Origin of the sequence: Nitratireductor aquimarinus (assembly GCF_017255295.1) — a bacterium.
GTDB classification, from domain to species: domain Bacteria; phylum Pseudomonadota; class Alphaproteobacteria; order Rhizobiales; family Rhizobiaceae; genus Nitratireductor; species Nitratireductor aquimarinus.
Genome location: NZ_JAFKDE010000009.1, coordinates 85949 through 104670, shown reverse-complemented (window position 1 = coordinate 104670; position 18722 = coordinate 85949). Strand labels below are relative to the sequence as shown.

The 18722-nt window shown below is 63.3% G+C and carries 11 protein-coding genes; 8 read left to right on the top strand and 3 right to left on the bottom strand.

Annotation, left to right across the window (positions count from 1 at the left end):
- Positions 1 to 13: 13 nt before the first annotated feature.
- The 4 genes from acuI to JYP46_RS16340 all read left to right on the top strand — a co-directional run bounded on the left by acuI (position 14) and on the right by JYP46_RS16340 (position 5528).
- On the top strand, positions 14 to 1006 hold the full coding sequence (gene acuI, locus JYP46_RS16355; RefSeq protein WP_206548717.1) for an acrylyl-CoA reductase (NADPH): 993 nt from the start codon (positions 14 to 16) through the stop codon (positions 1004 to 1006).
- 72 nt (positions 1007 to 1078) lie between these two features.
- Positions 1079 to 3376 (top strand): PAS domain-containing hybrid sensor histidine kinase/response regulator, encoded by a 2298-nt coding sequence (locus JYP46_RS16350; RefSeq protein ID WP_206548716.1) that lies wholly within the window; start codon positions 1079 to 1081, stop codon positions 3374 to 3376.
- 405 nt (positions 3377 to 3781) lie between these two features.
- Positions 3782 to 4654 (top strand): l-ornithine N(alpha)-acyltransferase, encoded by an 873-nt coding sequence (olsB, locus tag JYP46_RS16345; protein WP_206548715.1) that lies wholly within the window; start codon positions 3782 to 3784, stop codon positions 4652 to 4654.
- A gap of 208 nt (positions 4655 to 4862) precedes the next feature.
- Positions 4863 to 5528, top strand: coding sequence for a hypothetical protein (locus tag JYP46_RS16340; RefSeq protein WP_206548714.1), 666 nt, complete (start codon positions 4863 to 4865; stop codon positions 5526 to 5528).
- A gap of 68 nt (positions 5529 to 5596) precedes the next feature.
- On the opposite strand, the gene JYP46_RS16335 is transcribed toward JYP46_RS16340, so the two are convergent.
- Positions 5597 to 7882, bottom strand: coding sequence for an NADP-dependent malic enzyme (locus JYP46_RS16335; protein WP_113153949.1), 2286 nt, complete (start codon positions 7880 to 7882; stop codon positions 5597 to 5599).
- A 184-nt stretch (positions 7883 to 8066) separates the two neighbouring features.
- On the opposite strand from JYP46_RS16335, the gene mutS reads away from it, so the two are divergent.
- Complete coding sequence (gene mutS, locus JYP46_RS16330; RefSeq protein ID WP_206548806.1) at positions 8067 to 10760, top strand: DNA mismatch repair protein MutS; 2694 nt, start codon at positions 8067 to 8069, stop codon at positions 10758 to 10760.
- Between the two features lie 177 nt (positions 10761 to 10937).
- Here mutS and JYP46_RS16325 read toward each other — a convergent pair whose 3' ends face one another.
- Both JYP46_RS16325 and JYP46_RS16320 read right to left on the bottom strand, forming a co-directional pair.
- Positions 10938 to 11228, bottom strand: coding sequence for a GIY-YIG nuclease family protein (locus JYP46_RS16325; protein WP_113153950.1), 291 nt, complete (start codon positions 11226 to 11228; stop codon positions 10938 to 10940).
- A gap of 255 nt (positions 11229 to 11483) precedes the next feature.
- Entirely contained in the window at positions 11484 to 12443 is a 960-nt protein-coding gene (locus JYP46_RS16320; protein ID WP_206548713.1) for a small ribosomal subunit Rsm22 family protein, read from the bottom strand.
- 134 nt (positions 12444 to 12577) lie between these two features.
- On the opposite strand from JYP46_RS16320, the gene JYP46_RS16315 reads away from it, so the two are divergent.
- From JYP46_RS16315 to JYP46_RS16305, 3 genes are all read left to right on the top strand, one after another.
- Positions 12578 to 15376 (top strand): [protein-PII] uridylyltransferase, encoded by a 2799-nt coding sequence (locus tag JYP46_RS16315; RefSeq protein ID WP_206548712.1) that lies wholly within the window; start codon positions 12578 to 12580, stop codon positions 15374 to 15376.
- Positions 15377 to 15830: 454 nt separating this feature from the next.
- A complete protein-coding gene (murJ, locus tag JYP46_RS16310; RefSeq protein WP_206548711.1) occupies positions 15831 to 17399 on the top strand; it encodes a murein biosynthesis integral membrane protein MurJ in 1569 nt (522 codons plus the stop codon).
- Positions 17400 to 17475: 76 nt separating this feature from the next.
- A complete protein-coding gene (locus JYP46_RS16305) occupies positions 17476 to 18669 on the top strand; it encodes an acyltransferase family protein (RefSeq protein WP_206548710.1) in 1194 nt (397 codons plus the stop codon).
- The last annotated feature ends 53 nt before the right edge of the window (positions 18670 to 18722 follow it).

Genomic DNA, 18722 nt, shown 5'->3' with positions numbered 1-18722 from the left:
GCCGGAGTGAGTGATGACGGAGACGTTCAAAGCGGTTCTGATTTCGCGGGATGAAGACAAGAAGCAATCCGTTGCCTGGACGGAGCTTTCCGAAGACGACCTGATGGAGGGCGACGTTACGATTGCCGTCGAAGCGACCACGGTGAACTACAAGGACGGGCTCGCCATCACCGGCAAGGCCCCGGTGGTGCGCCGCTTTCCGCTTGTTCCCGGCATCGATTTTGCCGGCACGGTCACGACATCAAGCCATCCCGACTGGAAGGAAGGCGACCGCGTCATCCTCAATGGCTGGGGCGTGGGCGAAGCGCATTACGGCGCCTATGCCGAACGCGCGCGGGTCAATGGCGACTGGCTCGTGCCGCTGCCCGACGGCATGAGCGCGAAGGATGCGATGGCGGTGGGCACAGCCGGCTACACGGCCATGCTGTGCGTGATGGCGCTGGAGCGCCACGGCATCACGCCGGAGCGCGGGCCGGTGGTGGTGACGGGCGCTGCCGGCGGTGTCGGCTCTGTCGCCGTGGCGCTGCTTGCCGGACAGGGGCATCACGTGATCGCCTCGACGGGCCGCGCCTCCGAAGCCGATTATCTGAAGGAACTGGGTGCTGCCGAGATCATCGACCGGGAAGAGCTTTCCGGCCCCGCCCGGCCGCTTGGCAAGGAGCGCTGGGCCGGCGGCGTGGACGCCGTGGGCAGCCACACGCTCGCCAATGTGCTGTCGATGACCTCCTATGGCGGGGCGGTGGCGGCCTGCGGGCTGGCGCAGGGCATGGACCTGCCGACAAGCGTTGCGCCGTTCATCCTGCGCGGCGTGTCGCTGCTGGGCATCGATTCCGTGATGGCCCCGAAAGCGCTGCGGCTGGAAGCCTGGCGGCGCATCGCCACCGAACTCGACCATGCGAAACTCAGCTCCATCGCCAGCGTGATCCCATTTGGCGACGTGCTTTCGGCGGCGGAAGACATCATCGAGGGCCGGGTGCGCGGCCGGGTGGTGGTGGAGATGCCGTAACGGCGCGGAACCGTTAAAATGCGAGCGATCCGCCAAAAGCTTCCGTAATTCCCGTCGCGTAAAGTCGCGGCCATGAAAAGGGCGGGGAAGCACATAATCGATCCAAAGCCGGCGAAGAAGCTCGCGACAGAGACGAAGCCACGCAAACGGATCCGCATCAAGCCGCCGGCGCTCGCGCCGGTGTCGCTGCCGGTGCAGACGCATTACGGCGAGGTCGCGGTCGGGCTCGCCATCATCTTCATTGCCGGGCTCAGCCATCTGACGGGCGCTTCGCCGCTCATCAGCATGATGCTGGTGATCCTGGGCGGCATAGCGCTGGCGGTGGCCTTCCGCGCCTCGACCATGGACCGCCGGCTTGTCTCGGAACTGGCGGAGAAGGAAGCGGTCAATCGCGGCGAGCTGGAAGATCTGGCGGACCGCATGTGGGAGCTGCGCGAAAGCGAAGAGCGCTTTCACGGGCTGGTCGACGCGCTGGGCGATCTGATCGTGCATCGCGACCGGGGTGGCCGCATCGTCTATGTGAACCGGGTGTTCGCAGACCTTCTGGGCCGCGATCCGTCTTCGCTGATGGGGCACACGCTTAGCCAGCTTGGCATCGATATCGGCCTCGTGCCGGATGCGGCGTTTTCCGATGGCGAATGCCTGAGCTCCACCGATGTGGCGATCCACACGCGCAACGGCATTCGCTGGTATTCGTGGATCGAGCATTCGGTGCGTGACGACAAGGCGGACTCGGTCTCGCACCGCGCCATCGCGCGCGACATCACGGCGCGCAAACGGGCAGAGACGGCGCTGATCAACGCCCGCGAACGGGCCGAGCAGGCGAGCCGCGCGAAATCCAGCTTTCTGGCGACGGTGAGCCACGAGATCCGCACGCCGATGAACGGCATTATGGGCATGGCCACGCTTCTGGCCGACACGGAGCTGACGCCCGAGCAGCGCACCTATGTGGGGGCGGTTTCGACCTCGGCAAGCGCGCTGGTGGCGCTGATCGAGGATCTGCTCGACTATTCCAAGATCGAGGCAGGCCGGCTGGAGCTGGAGCCGCGCCGCCTCTCGGTTCATGAGATGGTGGAGAACGTGGTGGAGCTTCTGGCGGCCCGCGCCTTCGCCAAGGATATCGGGCTTGGCTGCTACATCGCGCCGGACCTGCCTAAGACGATCACGGCCGATCCGGGGCGTCTGCGCCAGGTGCTGCTCAACCTGCTCGGCAATGCGGTCAAGTTCACCGATGAGGGCGGCGTGACCGTGGCGGTGACGCGGGCGGAGAAGAACGGCCAGCCGGCGCTGCGCATTGCGGTGGCCGATTCCGGGCCGGGCCTGGAAAAGGACGACATCAACCGCATCTTCAAGGATTTCGAGCAGGTGGATGGCAGCTCGACCCGCCGCCATGGCGGCGCGGGGCTTGGCCTTGCCATCACCAAGCGCATCATCGACGCCATGAACGGCTCCATCACGGTTGCCAGCACGCCGGGCGAGGGCTCGGAGTTCGCCGTGCTCCTGCCGCTTGGCGAGAGCGACGATGAGGGCATGCGCGTGGAGCCCATTCTGGAAGAGGTGAACGCGGTCATCCTCTCGCCCTTCACGCAGGAGGCGGAGACCATCGCCATGACGATCCGCGTCCATGGCGGGCGCGCGGCAATTGCCGCCAGCGCAGAGGATGCGGCGCGGCTGGCCGAAGATGGCGGCGCGCCGTTCAACACGGTTCTGGTGGACGCCTCGCTTGAAAGCGACGATGGCGCGCTGATCACCCGGCTGCATGGGCTTGGCGTGGGCGGCGGGCGCGCGCTCACCCTGATCACGCCATCGGAGCGCGGGCGTCTGGCGGCTTTCCGCGCCAGTGGCTACGGGGCCTTCCTCGCCCGCCCGGTGCGCTGCAACACGCTGGTGCGCCAGCTTCTGAGCGCGCATGGCGAAATCGCCTGGCCCGTGGCCGATGCAGGCGAAGAGGCCGGCAGCGCACCGCGCCAGGCGCACCGCAAGAACGGGCTCAACATCCTCGTGGCCGAGGACAACGAGATCAACGCCATGTTGGCGCGCGCCGCACTCGGCAAGGCCGGCCACCGGGTGCGCATCGTGTCGAACGGGCGCGAGGCGGTGGAAGCGGTGAACGACGAGGCGCATGCGCGCTACGACATCGTTCTGATGGATCTGCACATGCCGGTGATGGACGGGCTGGACGCCATCAATGCGATCCGCCGGCATGAGGAGGAGACGGGCCTCGCGCCGCTGCCAATCCTCGTTCTGACCGCCGACGGGCAGGAAGAAACCCGCCATGGCGTTCTGGCGCACGGGGCGAACGGGTTCGTCACCAAGCCGCTGGACCCGGATGAATTGCTCACCGCACTGGATATGCACGCGGTGGTCTGATACCTGCCTCTCGTGAATCACGACCTCGACGCCAGATCGTCGTGTGTTCATTCGGACGCACGAAGGACAATCACAAATAATGATGAAGCATCGGAATGGCCGAAAACCGGATTCCACTTTTCGGTCCTATGCTTTAGATCGCCGTGCGCTCTTTGGGGCGCACAAAGGACAATCACAAATAATGATGAAGCATCGGAATAACCGAAAACCGGATTCCACTTTTCGGTCCGATGCTTTAGATCGCCGTGCGTCCGTTCGGACGCACAAAGGACGATCTCAAATAATGATGAAGCATCGGAGTGGCCGAAAACCGGATTCCACTTTTCGGTCCGATGCTTTAGTGTCACAGTTCTGTCGCAGCAGAGCAGTATTTCAGCGTCAACGCCACGCGGAGGAGTAAGAGCAATGCAGGGCATCGCGCTGAACCAGACCTCTTTGAACGATCGGGCCGCAGCGTCGCTGCTTGACGGCGCCGACGGTGCACTGCTCGGCCGCATCGGGCCGCTTGAAGTGCGCCTTGCCGGCAGCGAGCAGGAAGTCGCCGCCGCCCAGACCATCCGTTTCCGCGTGTTCTACGAGGAGATGGGCGCGCGCGCGCCGCAGGGCGGCATGGCCGAAGAGCGCGACATGGACGGTTTCGACGCCGTCTGCGACCATCTTCTGGTGCTGGACACCACGCTTCCGGGCGAAGATGTGGACCGGATCGTGGGCACCTACCGGCTTTTGACGCCGGAGGGCGCGCGCCGGGCCGGAAAGTTCTATTCCGAAGACGAGTTCGCCATCGAAACGCTGATGGCCCGCCATGATGGCCGCCGCTTTCTGGAGCTTGGCCGCTCCTGCGTGCTGCCGGCCTATCGCACCAAGCGCACCATCGAGCTTCTATGGCAGGGCATCTGGGCCTATTGCCGCAAGAAGCGCATCGACGTGATGATGGGCTGCGCCTCATTCCCCGGTGTGGTGCCGGCCGCCCATGCGGAGGCGCTCTCCTTCCTCGGGCATTTCTGCCAGGTGGAGGCCGATTGGCATGTGCGCGCTGTGGCCAGCCGCTATGCGCCGATGGATTTGATGCCGAAGGAAGCCATCCAGATGCGCACCGCGCTCGCCGCCATGCCGCCGCTGGTAAAAGGCTATCTGCGCCTCGGCGCGCGCTTTGGCGAAGGCTGCGTGATCGACCATGATTTCGGCACCACGGATGTGTTCGTGGTCCTGCCGGTGGAGGCGATCTCGGACCGGTATATCAATTACTACGGGGCCGAAGCGCAGCGTTTTGCTGCTTGAGTGTTGGCTGCGCGGATGCGTGGCTGGGGCTTCAAGGCACGAAGGCCGGGTGATGCGTTGCCCGGTTTTTTCTATTTTTATTATGTTGTTTTGTCGCTATCTGTAGATTTAAGTTGGCTAATATTTTGCTATTTTATTGATTGTTTTATTTGTTATAAATTTATTTTCGCAGTATTATGTTTTGTTGATCGTTCGTTTTGGAGGAGGCATGGCGTTAGACAGAGTCCATCTTCGGAAGCTGCTTAAAATAATGTTCCTCGATGCTGGTAAGCAGCGCTCCGCGATACGTGCTGATATTCGAGAGGATATTGGGCGGGAAAATGGAGCTAGTTCTTCCGGCGGAGATTTTTATGCTCCTTTCTGGGCTGATGCCAAGCGCCACGCTTTTGCGTCCGGAGATCTTCATGAACTCGTCAGCCAACGGATCGCTGCAAATGCTAGAAGGTCGGATTTATACCCTCGCTTGCGAGATGGCTTCCTCTTGTGGTGGAACGAGCGTCGTCGTTGGACGAATGAGCCTTTTCGGCCCGGGGATCAGCTAAAAGCTCAATATTCATTTCCCGAATTGGATGCCACAGTAAAGGTAGATAGTATTCTTTCGGTAAGGGACGGGTTGGGTGTGCAGCACGCGGTATATCCATATTTCGCGCCTGACCCGGTGCTGTCCGAATCTTCTGCACGGCTGGGGCTCTGGCTGCTAAGTGTGGCTTTACCAAGCGTATCTCTAGACGAAATTAGAATTTTAGATGTGATACGTGGAAATACCTTTTCGATTGATAGGAATCCTCTTCATGGAGATGAAGAAGCGGAGTTTGAAGAGACTTATTCTGAAATTCTAAGGATAAGAGAAAGCTTGCGACGAGAGTATGAGTGATATTTATCTGTAAATTCAATCATAAATACATAATATTACGGGCCGTACTCTCATACGGCCCGTAATTTTCAAACCGCCGCGTTATACGCCGCAATCGCGGCCATGTTCACGATATCCGAATCCTTCGCGTTCAGCGGGACGATCTGCACCGACTTGTTCAGTCCCACCAGAAGCGGGCCGATGACGGTGGAGCCACCCAGTTCCTGAAGCATCTTCGTGGAGATGGAGGCGGAGTGGAAGGCGGGCATGACGAGCACGTTCGCCGGACCTGACAGGCGGCAGAACGGATATTGCTGCATCAGGCTCGAATTCAGCGCCACGTCTGCGGCCATCTCGCCATCATATTCGAAGTCGACCCGGCGCTTGTCGAGCATCTTCACCGCTTCCTGAACACGGTCGGAACGCTCGCCCGGCGGGTGGCCGAAGGTGGAGTAGGCGAGCATCGCCACGCGCGGCTCATAGCCCATGCGGCGGGCCTGTCCTGCGGCCTCCTCGGCAATGTCGGCCAGCTCTTCGGCATTGGGCATGTCGTGCACCGCCGTGTCGGCCACGAGCACGGTGCGGCCCCGGCACAGCGCCAGCGACACGCCGATGACCCGGTGGCCGGGGCGGGCGTCGATCACGCGGCGCACATCGTCCAGCACGGTCGAATAGTTGCGGGTCACGCCGCTCACCATCGCATCCGCATCGCCCAGCGCCACCATGGTGGCGGCGAAGTGGTTGCGGTCGTTGTTGATCAGGCGCTGCGCATCGCGGAAGAGATAGCCCTTCCGCTGCAGGCGCTCATAGAGATAGTCGGCATAGATGGCGTTGCGGCGCGAAAGCCGCGCATTGATGATCTCGATGCCGGATTTGGAAAGGTCCACGCCCGCATGCCGCGCGGTTTCGCGGATCTGCTCCTCGCGCCCGACGAGAATGGCGGTGCCGAGCTTCTGGTTCACATAGGACGCGGCGGCGCGCATCACCTGTTCTTCCTCGCCCTCGGCGAAGACCACGCGCTTGGGCTGGCGGCGCACCCGGTCGTAGATGCGCTGCAGGGTGGAGGCGAGCGGATCGCGACGGGCGGAAAGCTCGTTCGTGTATTTCTGCATGTCCAGGATGGGACGGCGGGCAACGCCGGAATCCATCGCGGCCTTGGCCACGGCCACCGGAACGGCGGAGATGAGGCGCGGATCGAACGGCACGGGGATGATGTAGTTGGGGCCGTATTTCGGGCGGTTGCCCTGATAGGCGGCGGCCACGTCGTCCGGCACGTCCTGGCGGGCGAGCTCGGCCAGCGCCTCGGCGGCGGCCACCTTCATCGCGTCGTTGATGGTGGTCGCGCGCACATCAAGCGCGCCACGGAAGATGTAGGGGAAGCCGAGAACGTTGTTCACCTGGTTGGGATAGTCCGAGCGGCCCGTCGCCATGATGGCGTCGGTGCGGATCTCGGCGACTTCCTCCGGCGTGATTTCCGGATCGGGATTGGCCATGGCGAAGATGATCGGGTTCTTGGCCATGGACTGCACCATGGCCGGCGTCAGCGCGCCCTTGGCCGAAAGGCCGAAGAACACATCCGCCCCTTCGAGCGCTTCGGCCAGCGTGCGCTTGTCGGTCTCCACCGCGTGGGCCGACTTCCACTGGTTCATGCCCTGCTCGCGGCCCTTGTAGACGACGCCCTTGGTGTCGCACAGGAAGACGTTTTCAGGCGCGAGGCCAAGCGATTTGGCAAGCTCGATGCAGGCAATGCCGGCAGCGCCGGCGCCATTGCAGACGAGCTTCGTCGTCTTGATGTCGCGGTCGGTGAGATGCAGCGCGTTGATGAGGCCGGCAACGGCGATGATGGCGGTGCCGTGCTGGTCGTCATGAAAGACAGGAATGTCCATCAGCTCGCGCAGCCGGCTTTCGATGATGAAGCACTCGGGCGCCTTGATGTCTTCCAGATTGATGCCGCCGAAGGAGGGGCCGAGCAGCTTGACGCAGTTCACGAAGGCGTCGGCGTCTTCGGTGTCGACCTCAAGGTCGATGGAATCGACATCGGCGAAGCGCTTGAAGAGCACGGACTTGCCCTCCATCACCGGCTTGGAGGCGAGCGCGCCCAGATTGCCGAGGCCGAGGATCGCCGTGCCGTTGGAAATGACGGCCACCATGTTGCCGCGCGTCGTGTAGTCGAAGGCGCGGCTGGGGTCTTCCGCAATGGCCTGAACGGGCACGGCCACGCCGGGCGAATAAGCCAGCGAAAGGTCGCGCTGGGTCGCCATCGGCTTGGTCGGCGTGATCTCGAGCTTGCCGGGTCTGCCGGTGGAGTGGAAGTCGAGGGCTTCCTGCGGGCTGACGGACGGTCCCTGACGTTCGGGCTTGTTGCTGGCGGGCATGTCGGTGTGTTTCCTCCGGGAGACGGGCTCTGGCATGTGCTTTCTGTGGAGTTTTGCCAGTGACGGGTGCATAAGGCTACACTTTTGCCCAGTAAATGGCCAAGCAGTTTGAAGCTGTTGATTTGAAGCCAGTACAAAGCCAATGCAAAGGCCGGGGAGCCCTTCCTTGAACGACGAAACGCCCATGCGCCAAAAGGCGATGCAGGCCGCTGCCGCCGGGGCCACGCCGATGATGGCCCAGTTCATCGAGATCAAGACGGCGAATCCCGATTCGCTGCTGTTCTATCGCATGGGCGATTTCTACGAGCTGTTCTTCGAGGATGCGGAGATCGCCAGCCGGGCGCTGGGCATCACGCTCACCAAGCGGGGCAAGCATCAGGGCGACGACATTCCCATGTGCGGCGTGCCGGTGCACGCGGCCGACGATTATCTGCAGAAGCTGATCGGGCTTGGCCATCGCGTGGCCGTCTGCGAGCAGATGGAAGATCCCGCCGAGGCCAAGAAGCGCGGCTCCAAATCGGTGGTGAAGCGCGATGTGATCCGGCTGGTCACGCCGGGCACCATCACCGAGGAAAAGCTGCTCGATCCTTCAGAAGCCAACTATCTGATGGCCCTTGGCCGGGTGAAGGGCGGGGATGAGAGCCTGGCGCTGGCCTGGATCGACATTTCCACCGGCGCGTTCCGCGTTGCGCCCACGCGGCCCGACCGGCTTCTGGCCGATGTGCTGCGGATCGACCCGCGCGAGCTGATCGTGCCGGAAGCGCTCTATTACGACCAGTCCTACCGCCCGGTGTTTGACGTGCTGGGGCGGACGGCAAATCCGCAGCCGGCAAATATGTTCGATTCCGCATCCGCCGAGATGCGCCTGACGCGCTTTTACGGCGTGGCGACGCTGGAAGGGTTCGGCCGGTTCTCGCGCGCCGAGCTTTCGGCCATTTCGGGCGCGGTCGCCTATGTGGAGAAGACGCAGAAGGCGGAGCGCCCGCCGCTTGGCCGGCCGGAGCGTGACGATGAGGGCGCGAGCCTGTTCATCGACCCGGCCACCCGCGCAAACCTGGAGCTTGGCCGCACGCTTTCCGGCAGCCGTGACGGCAGTCTTGCCAAGGCGATCGACCGCACGGTGACGGGGGCGGGCAGCCGGCTTCTCTACGAGCGGCTGATGTCGCCGCTCACCGACCCGGACGCGATTGGCGGGCGGCTTGATGCGGTGTCCTTCTTCCTGTCCGAGGCAGGGCTGCGCGACGATGCGCGCCGGCTTCTGAAAGGCGTGCCGGACATTGCCCGCGCGCTCTCGCGGCTGGCGCTCAACCGTGGCGGCCCGCGCGACCTTGGCGCGCTTGCCTCCGGCTTTGAGGCGGCGCATGGCGTGGCCGAGCTGCTTCAGGGCAGGGAGGTTCCCGCAGAGATCGCCGGGGCGCTTTCGGGCATTGCCGGCCTGCCGATGGATTTCGCGGCCCATCTCGACAGGGCGCTTTCCGATGAGCTGCCGCTTCTGAAGCGCGACGGCGGGTTCATCCGCGCGGGCTACAATGAAGAACTCGACGAGATGCGCGCGCTGCGCGACCAGTCGCGCCGGGTGATCGCCGAGATGGAGCGGCAGCTTTCGGAGGAAACCGGGGTCAAGTCGCTCAAGATCCGGCACAACAATGTGCTCGGCTATTATATCGAGGTGACGGCCAACAACGCGGCGGCAATGAACGGCACGGACGAGGCCAAGGCGCGCTTCATCCACCGCCAGACCATGGCCAACGCCATGCGGTTCACCACCACCGAGCTCGCCGAGCTGGAAACCCGCATCGCCAATGCCGCCGACCGGGCGCAGCAGATCGAGCTGGCGGCCTTCGAGAAGCTGCTTGGAGAAGCCGTGGCGGCTGCCGACGCCATTCGCGCCGCCGCCGATGCGCTGGCGGTGCTCGATGTTTCGGCCGCGCTCGCCACGATTGCCGAGGCCGAAGATTATTGCCGCCCGCAGGTGGATGACAGTCTCGAATTTCACATCGAGGGCGGACGCCATCCGGTGGTGGAACAGGCGCTGCGCCGGCAGCTGGCCGAGCCATTCGTCGCCAATGACTGTGACCTGTCGCCAACGGGTGAAGAGCAGGCCGGCGCGATCTGGCTTCTCACCGGTCCGAACATGGGCGGTAAATCGACCTTCCTGCGCCAGAACGCGCTGATCGCGGTGATGGCGCAGATGGGCTCCTTCGTGCCGGCTGCCGTTGCCCGCATCGGCGTGGTTGACCGGCTGTTCAGCCGTGTCGGCGCATCCGACGATCTGGCGCGCGGCCGCTCGACCTTCATGGTCGAAATGGTGGAGACGGCGGCGATCCTCAATCAGGCGGGCCCGCGCGCGCTGGTGATCCTCGACGAAATCGGCCGGGGAACGGCAACGTTCGACGGTCTGTCCATCGCCTGGGCGGCGGTTGAGTATCTGCATGAGCAGAACCGCTGCCGGGCGCTGTTCGCCACCCATTTCCACGAGATGACCGCGCTTTCCGAAAAGCTCGGGCGGCTCTCCAATGTCACCATGCGGGTGAAGGAATTCGAGGGCGACGTGGTGTTCCTGCACGAGGTGGGACGCGGCGCGGCCGACCGTTCCTACGGTGTGCAGGTGGCGCGGCTTGCCGGCCTGCCGCATGCGGTGGTGGAGCGGGCGCGCGAAGTGCTGCAGCAGCTCGAAGAGGGCGAGACCTCAGGCAAGGCGTCGAAGCTGATCGACGATCTCCCCCTGTTTTCGGTGGCGGCAAAGCAGGAAGCGAAAGCGTCGAAGACGCCGGATCGCGTTGGCGAGGAACTGCTGGCGATCAATCCCGACGACCTGACCCCGCGCGAGGCGCTGGACGCGCTCTATCGGCTGAAGCAGCTGGCTGCGCAGAAGTAGGTCACGCCGGGGCGGGCTTTCTGGCATGTGGCGTTCTGGCATGGATCCTCGGGTCAAGCCCGAGGATGACGAAGAGGGGTTTCGGGTTACCGGCAGATGCCATCCGCGCATAGGCGTTAAAAGAAGCTCGTCATCCTCGGGCTCGATCCGAGGATCCATGCCCTGCGCTTCGAAGCGTCAGGACCAGCCCCATCCACGCAAAAGCTCGTTCCACTCCGGGTTGGATTTCTCGATCAACTCAATCTTCCACTGACGAGACCAGCGCTTCAATGACTTCTCACGCTGGATAGCGTCGCGCATATCGAAGTGCTCCTCGTACCAGACAAGCCGGGCCACACCGTATCGACTGGTAAAGCCAGGCATCCGGCCCGTCTTGTGTTCGATGATGCGCCGCCCCAAATCATTGGTGACGCCGATATAGATCGTCCCACGTTTTTGGCTTGCGAGCATGTAGACGTAACCGGTCACGGAAAAACTCTCCGTTTCAACCGGGCAATATCACCTCAGCGGCAGAAGATCGGCAAGTGCATACACCCCGATCTTTCGCGCAACCGTGTCCCGCTTCCCCCCTCGTCATCCTCGGGTCAAGCCCGAGGATGACGAGTGTGTTTAGACGCTTGTTCGCAACCGTATCCGGGCCGGGGTGGAGAACATTCCTCCCTTCGTCATCCTCGGGCTTGACCCGAGGATCCATGCCTGAGCATCCCAACCCCTCCAGCGCCCCTAAAGCGCGTCGCCCCAGTCGGCTTTGCGGGCGGCTTTGAAGGTGCGGCCTTCGCGGCGGGTGACGAGGCGTTCGTCCAGTGCGCCGTCGCTGGTGCACAGTTTCAGGCGCACCATGCCGCTGGCCGTTTTCGGCGGGGCGAGCACGCGGTCGGGGCGGTCGTCGGGCGCATGGCGCGAAACTGCCAGATAGCTGAACTTCTCGTCTTCCCACGGCACTTCGCCGCCCTTGGCGGTGCGGTGCAGGCGCGAGCGTGCGACGCGGCGTGAGAAATGACACCAGTCGGGCGCTTTCACCGGGCAGGGCGCATGGTGCGGGCAGGGGGCCAGAATGTGTCCGCCAAGAGCAGTCAGCCGGTCGCGCGAGGCAAGAATGCGCTGCCAGCCGGCAGGCGTTCCGGGCTCGACGATTACCAGCGTGTCAGCGGTCAGCGCCCAGAGGCGGTCGATCAGCGCATTGCGCGCTGCCGGGGCAAGCTCGTCCAGCACATAGCAGAGCGTCACGAGATCCGCCGGCGCGATGTCCGCAAGCCCGTCTTCCACGCTGGCTGCCTGCCAGTCCGTGTCGATGGAGAGAGCTTCGGCCAGTTTTGCACCGGCGTCACGCATCGCACGGCTGGTTTCCACCAGCGTGGCCGCACCGAGCTCCGGCCATTCGGCGCGGGCCGCCCAGAGCGCGGTTCCGGGACCGGCGCCCACATCGAGCAGGCGCGATGGAGCGAAATCCTCACGCCGCGCGGCCGTTTCCGAAAGGCACTGGCGCACGGCGGCAAAGGTGGCGGGCAGGCGGGTTGCCAGATAGGCCTTGGCGGCGAGCGCATCGCCCACATGCAGGCTGCCATCGCGGGTTTCGGCGCGGTAGCGCTTCGAAAGGCGCTGGGCAGCGCCCTGAATTTCGGAAAGCGGCGTGCCTTCCAGAAACGCGTCGACTGCCTGGCGCAGCGGGGCGGGAAGCTCCATTTGAAACCCGTGTCCTTGGTGTGCGAAACCCGTGCGACATAGCGGCAGGGCGTCAGCGCTGCAACCGCATCTTTTGACAGTCGTTTCGCGGCGCGCGAAAACACGCTATACAGCGCCGCCAATCCGGGATGCTCATGGCCAAGGTTCCACTCAAGCTCGATCAGATCGTCGATGGCGCGGCATTGCGCGCCGAACTGGACGGTTTTGCAGAAAACACGGGCGGCTCAGAGCTGCGCTCGAAGGTGATGGCGACGCTGAAGGCGCACATCGCGGCAGGCCGCAAGGCGGCCGAAACCATGCTCATGAACGATGGCGGCGGCACGGCCTGCGCGGCGCGGCTGTCGCATTTGATGGACGTGGTGATCACCGAGCTGCACCACTTCGCCGCCACGCATGTCTATCCCATGCAGAACCCGTCTTCCGCCGAGCGTCTGGCGATTGTCGCCGTTGGCGGCTATGGGCGCGGCACGCTTGCGCCGGGTTCCGACATCGACCTGCTTTTCCTGCTTCCCTACAAGCAGACGCCCTGGGGCGAGCAGATCGTGGAATATGTGCTCTACATGCTGTGGGACATGGGGCTGAAGGTCGGCCACGCCACCCGCAACATCGATGAGTGCATCCGCCAGGCGCGCACCGACATGACGATCCGCACCGCGGTTCTGGAGGCGCGCTTCATCTGTGGCGAAAAACCTCTCTATGAAGAGATGGTCACCCGCTTTGACGAAGAAGTGGTGAAGGACACGGGCGCGGAATACAGTCAGGCCAAGCTCGCCGAGCGCGACCTGCGCCACGCCAAGGCGGGCGAAAGCCGCTATCTGGTCGAGCCGAATGTGAAGGACGGCAAGGGCGGCCTGCGCGATCTGCACACGCTGTTCTGGATCGGCAAATATTTCTACCGCGTGCGCCGCGCGGAGGATCTGGTGGGGCAGGGCGTTTTCACCCGCAAGGAATATCTCCAGTTCCGCAAGGCCGAGGATTTTCTCTGGGCTGTGCGCTGCCACATGCACTTCCTCACCGGCAAGGCGGAGGAGCGGCTGCATTTCGACATTCAGCGCGATATCGCCGAGCGGCTTGGCTATATGAGCCATCCCGGCCTCTCGGATGTCGAGCGCTTCATGAAGCACTACTTCCTGACGGCCAAGGGCGTGGGCGACCTGACGCGCATTTTCTGCGCAGCGCTGGAGGAGGAGCAGGGCAAGCATGTGCCCGGCTTCAACCGCTTCTTCATGAATTTCTCGCGGCGGCGCCGCAAACTTGCCGGCACCAGCGATTTCATCGTCGACAATCACCGCATCAACGTGGCGGATGAAGGCGTTTTCGAGCGCGATCCGGTGAACCTGTTGCGGCTGTTCTGGTTCGCGGACCGGCACGGGCTCGAATATCACCCCGAGGCGCTGAAGCTGCTCACGCGCTCGCTGAAGCTGATCGACCGCAATCTGCGGCGCGACAGGGAAGCCAATCGCCTGTTCATGGACGTGCTGACGTCAGACCGCGATCCCGCGCTCAACATGCGTCGCATGAACGAGGCCGGCGTGCTCGGCAAGCTCATCCCCGATTTCAACAAGATCGTGGCGATGATGCAGTTCAACATGTACCACCACTACACGGTCGACGAACATCTGATCCGCTGCATCGGCGTGCTTTCGGAAATCGAGCATGGCGACGGGGAGAAGCTGCATCCGCTCTCGCACTCGCTGATGCCGTCGCTGAAATCGTGGCGCGAGGTGCTCTACACCACGGTGCTTCTGCACGACATCGCCAAGGGGCGGCCCGAAGACCACGAGATCGCGGGCGCGCGCATCGCCCGCAGGCTGTGCCCGCATATGGGGTTCGATCCCAAGGAAACAGAGATGATCGCCTGGCTGGTGGAACATCATCTCGACATGTCCATGGTCGCCCAGACGCGCGATCTGAACGACCGCAAGACGATTCAGGATTTTGCCGACAAGGTGCAGTCGGTGGAGCGGCTGAAACTGCTTCTGGTGCTGACCGTGTGCGATATTCGCGGCGTCGGCCCCGGCGTTTGGAACGGCTGGAAGGGGCAGCTTCTGCGCACGCTCTATTATGAAACCGAAGTGCTTCTGACCGGCGGTTTCTCGGAAGCCTCGCGCGCCACCCGCGCCGAGGAAGCACGCCTGCGGCTTGCCGCAGCCCTTGCAGAAAACGGCTGGCAGGAAAAGGAGATCGAGGACTATCTCGGCCTCCATTACTCGGCCTATCTGCTCGCCGTCGATCTGGAAGACCAGTTGCGCCATGCGGATTTCATCCGCGAAGCGGAGAAGGAAGAGCGTCCGCTTGCCACCATGGTCAAGCCGCACACATTCGAGGCGGTGACCGAGATCACCATCTTTGCGCCCGACCATCCGCGTCTCCTGTCGATCATCGCAGGGGCGTGTTCGGCGGCGGGGGCGAACATTGTCGATGCGCAGATCTTCACCACAACGCATGGCCGCGCGCTGGACACGATCCTGATCAGCCGCGAGTTCGACTTCGATGCGGATGAGCGCCGGCGTGCGGAAAGCGTGCGCAAGCTCATCGAGGATGTCCTGTCCGGCAAGTCCTACCTGCCCGAGGTGATCGAGAAGCGCGCAAAGCCGCGCCGTGGCACAAAGGCTTTCCGGGTTCAGCCACGGGTGGAGATCGGCAACACGCTGTCGAACCGTTTTTCCGTGGTGGAAGTGAAGGGGCTCGACCGGCCGGGCCTGCTTTCGGAACTGACCGAAACGCTTTCCGACCTGTCGCTGGACATTGCCTCGGCGCACATCACCACCTTTGGCGAAAAGGTCATCGACACGTTCTACGTCACCGATCTGACGGGCCAGAAGATCGTCAGCGCCGACCGGCTGGAGGCTATCCGCACGGCTCTTCTCAAGACGCTGGAGAGCAGGGTGGAGCGTCCGGCAAAGGGCAAGTCGCAGGCGGCTGCCGAATGAGCGGGGTGGCGGGGGAGCAGTGTTCCGGCATGGATCCTCGGGTCAGGCCCGAGGATGACGAAGGGTGGGGCCGTGAGGGCGAGCGCCTGAGATGATGGCGGACGCCTGAGGGGTGCGAAAATGGCCGGGGCTGACGATGGTGGCCAGGGATGACGCAGGAGCTCAGAGGACGATGAAGGTGGTTCGGGGTGAGGAAGAGCGTCTGACCATTGCGAAAAAGGCCGGGCTGATGATGGTGTCCGGGATGGTGCAGGAGCCCTGAGGATGACGAAGAGGGAGCGAGGATGACGGAAAGGGGTGGTGTTTGCCGGCGTTTGGATGCTGTGCCGCACAGGCCGCCCATGACGTTCGTCACCCTCGGGCTTGACCCGAGGGGCCATGCCAGCGCATCTCAGCGTCACCATCGTTCCAATTGCAGCCCCTGTCCGGCCCCCATTTTCAGGTCTTTCCATCCATGAGCCTTATCGGAAAATTCGCCAGCGTTGGCAGCGCCACCATGGCCAGCCGCATTCTCGGCTTTGCGCGCGAGGCGCTGATTGCCGCCGCCATCGGCGTTGGTCCGGTGACGGACGCCTTTTACGCCGCTTTCCGCTTTCCGAACCTGTTCCGGCGGCTCTTTGCCGAGGGCGCGTTCAACACCGCCTTCATCCCGCTCTTCGCCAAGGAGATGGAGGGCGGCGGCGTGGAGGCCGCGCGCCGGTTCGGCGAAGATGTGCTGGCCGTTCTGATGACCGTGCTTCTGGCGCTTTCGGCGGCAGCGATGCTCGCAATGCCGTTTCTGGTTTCCACCATCATCGCACCGGGCTTTGCGGCGTCGCCGGAGAAGTTCGATCTGACGGTGGTCATGACGCGGATCATGTTCCCCTACCTGTTCTGCATGTCGCTGGTGGCCATGTTTTCCGGCATCCTCAATGCGATGCGGCATTATTTTCTGGCCGCGCTGGTGCCGACGCTGCTCAATGTGATCCTGATCGGCGTTCTTCTGGCCGCACTCTTCTGGGAATTCGATCCGCGTCAGACGGGTGTATGGCTTGCCTGGGGCGTGTTCGCGTCTGGTCTGGCGCAGCTCTTTTTCCTCATTCAGGGCGCGCGGCGGGCAGGCTATTCCATGCGGGTGCGTCGCCCGCGTCTCACGCCGGGTGTCAAGCGCCTCCTGGTGCTGATGGCGCCAGCGCTCCTGACCGGCGGCATCATGCAGATCAATCTTCTGGTCGGGCAGATCATCGCCTCCACGCAGGAAAACGCCATCGGCCTCCTGAACTTCGCCGACCGCATCAACCAGCTGCCGCTGGGCGTGATCGGCATCGCGGTGGGCGTGGTGCTTTTGCCAGAACTTTCGCGCGCGCTGAAGGCCGGCGATCAGGCCGACGCACAGCATTTGCAGAACCGGTCGATGGAGTTCGCGCTGGGGCTCACATTGCCGGCCGCCGTCGGGCTGATGGTGATGCCGGCGCCCATCGTCGCGGTTCTTTACGAGCGCGGCCAGTTCACCGCCATCGACACGGCGATGACAGCTGCGGCACTCGCCGCCTTTGCCAGCGGCCTGCCGGCCTATGTGCTGACCAAGGTTTTTCAGCCGGCCTTCTTCGCGCGTGAAGACATGCGCACGCCGATGTGGTTCTCGCTGGTCACGGTCGTGGTCAACATTGCGGCGAGCCTGCTTTTCTTCCCTGTCTATGGCCATGTGGCGATTGCCGGGGCGACGGCGCTTTCGGCATGGGTCAATGTCCTGCTTCTGGCGGCGACACTCTGGTGGCGGGGCGATTTCCGGCCTTCGCCCGTCACGCTCAGGCGGATCACATTCATGCTGGTTGCAAGCGTGGTGATGGGAGGCGTCGTGTGGGCGCTGCTCGCGGCCCTGCCGCAATTCGTCGGCCACGATCTTCTGATCGTGCGCATTTTCACGGTCGCGGCCATCGTCGGTGTTGCGGTGGTCGCCTATTTCGGCGTCGCCCTTCTCACGGGCGGCATCGACCGGAGCGAGCTTGCCCGCGTTGCGCGCCGCCGGCGCAAAAACGCCTGAGACCGCTCATCCCTCTCATTAACGGAATTCGAAGGCGGTGCGTGTAGCATCGCCTTTGCCATTTCGGGGGAGAGGCATGCAGCAACGGCTCTACTATATCGATTTCCTGCGCGTCTCGGCGTTCATGCTGCTGATCGTCTACCATGCGTCGGTGGCGTTCTTTCCGGACATGAAATGGCTGATCGAAGCGCCGGAAGGCAGCGCCGCGCTGTCGCTGATCATGAAGTTCCCGCGCGCCTGGCGGCTGGCGCTCCTGTTCTTCGTGTCGGGCATGGGCACGTGGTTCGTCTATCGCCGCTGCCACGATCTCGGTTTCCTGACGGGCCGGTTCATGCGGCTTTTCCCGCCGCTGATCTTCGCCATGTGCGTCATCATCGTGCCGCAGGTCTGGTATGAGCGCATGTATGAAGATGGCTATCAGGGCTCGTTCCTGACCTTCTGGCTCACGCGTTATTTCACCGAAGGCAAATATCCAGACGGCAATTTCACATGGGCGCATATGTGGTTCGTTGCCTATCTGCTGGCGATGACCTTCGTCTGCTATCCGGTGTTCCGGCTGATCGATCAGCCCTTCATGAAGCCGGTGAATGACTGGTTCCAGCGGGTCGCCGCATCGGGGTGGGTCTATCTGCTTTTTCTTCTGCCGCTCGTGCTCAACCTCGCGCTGTCACCTGTTTTCCCGCGCCAGACCAATGCGCTCTACAATGACGGGGCATGGTTTGCGGTCTGGGCCAGCTGGTTCGGGCTGGGCTTTCTCTTCGCGCGTTATCATCAGGCGCTGATTGGCAATGTAATCGCCCTGCGCTGGCGAAGTGCTGCGCTCGCCACGGCGCTGACTGTGGCGCTCTACCTGTTTTCCTGGACGGGAGAGGGCGGCTTCTTCATCGGTGATTACGAGGCCATGACGCCGCTTTTCAAGACGCTTGTGCTGGCGCTTGCCTGGGCGATGATCCTGGCGCTGTGCGGTTTCTCGGCCAGATATCTCAACGCGCCGAGCGCCGTTGTCGCATGGCTCAACCGCAAGGTCTTCCCGCTCTACATCGTGCATCAGACCGTGGTGGTGGCGGCGCTTTACTACGTGCTGCCGCTCGGGCTAGGCGTCTGGACAGAGTATGCGCTGGTGCTGATCGCGACGTTTGCAGGCTCCTTCCTGTTCGCCATCGCGGCCGAATGGCTGCCCGGCCGCACGGGCCTTCTGGTGGGGCTTGCGCCGCGCGGCAAGACGCTTCCGGCCGGTGGCGCGGAAACGCAATCGGCCCGTGGGGCTTGATTGCCGGTTTCGCGTCGTTCATAAGCCAAGGCGCGCGGTTTTCGCGCTCCAAA

What these genes read in the sequence shown, in the direction of transcription:
- acuI (WP_206548717.1), top strand. Translation starts at nt 14, where the DNA reads ATGACGGAGACGTTCAAAGCGGTTCTGATTTCGCGGGATGAAGACAAG.
- JYP46_RS16315 (WP_206548712.1), top strand. Translation starts at nt 12,578, where the DNA reads ATGGCCAAGGTTCCACTCAAGCTCGATCAGATCGTCGATGGCGCGGCA.
- JYP46_RS16320 (WP_206548713.1), bottom strand. Translation starts at nt 12,443, where the DNA reads ATGGAGCTTCCCGCCCCGCTGCGCCAGGCAGTCGACGCGTTTCTGGAA.
- JYP46_RS16335 (WP_113153949.1), bottom strand. Translation starts at nt 7,882, where the DNA reads ATGCCCGCCAGCAACAAGCCCGAACGTCAGGGACCGTCCGTCAGCCCG.
- murJ (WP_206548711.1), top strand. Translation starts at nt 15,831, where the DNA reads ATGAGCCTTATCGGAAAATTCGCCAGCGTTGGCAGCGCCACCATGGCC.
- JYP46_RS16340 (WP_206548714.1), top strand. Translation starts at nt 4,863, where the DNA reads ATGGCGTTAGACAGAGTCCATCTTCGGAAGCTGCTTAAAATAATGTTC.
- JYP46_RS16305 (WP_206548710.1), top strand. Translation starts at nt 17,476, where the DNA reads ATGCAGCAACGGCTCTACTATATCGATTTCCTGCGCGTCTCGGCGTTC.
- JYP46_RS16350 (WP_206548716.1), top strand. Translation starts at nt 1,079, where the DNA reads ATGAAAAGGGCGGGGAAGCACATAATCGATCCAAAGCCGGCGAAGAAG.
- olsB (WP_206548715.1), top strand. Translation starts at nt 3,782, where the DNA reads ATGCAGGGCATCGCGCTGAACCAGACCTCTTTGAACGATCGGGCCGCA.
- mutS (WP_206548806.1), top strand. Translation starts at nt 8,067, where the DNA reads ATGCGCCAAAAGGCGATGCAGGCCGCTGCCGCCGGGGCCACGCCGATG.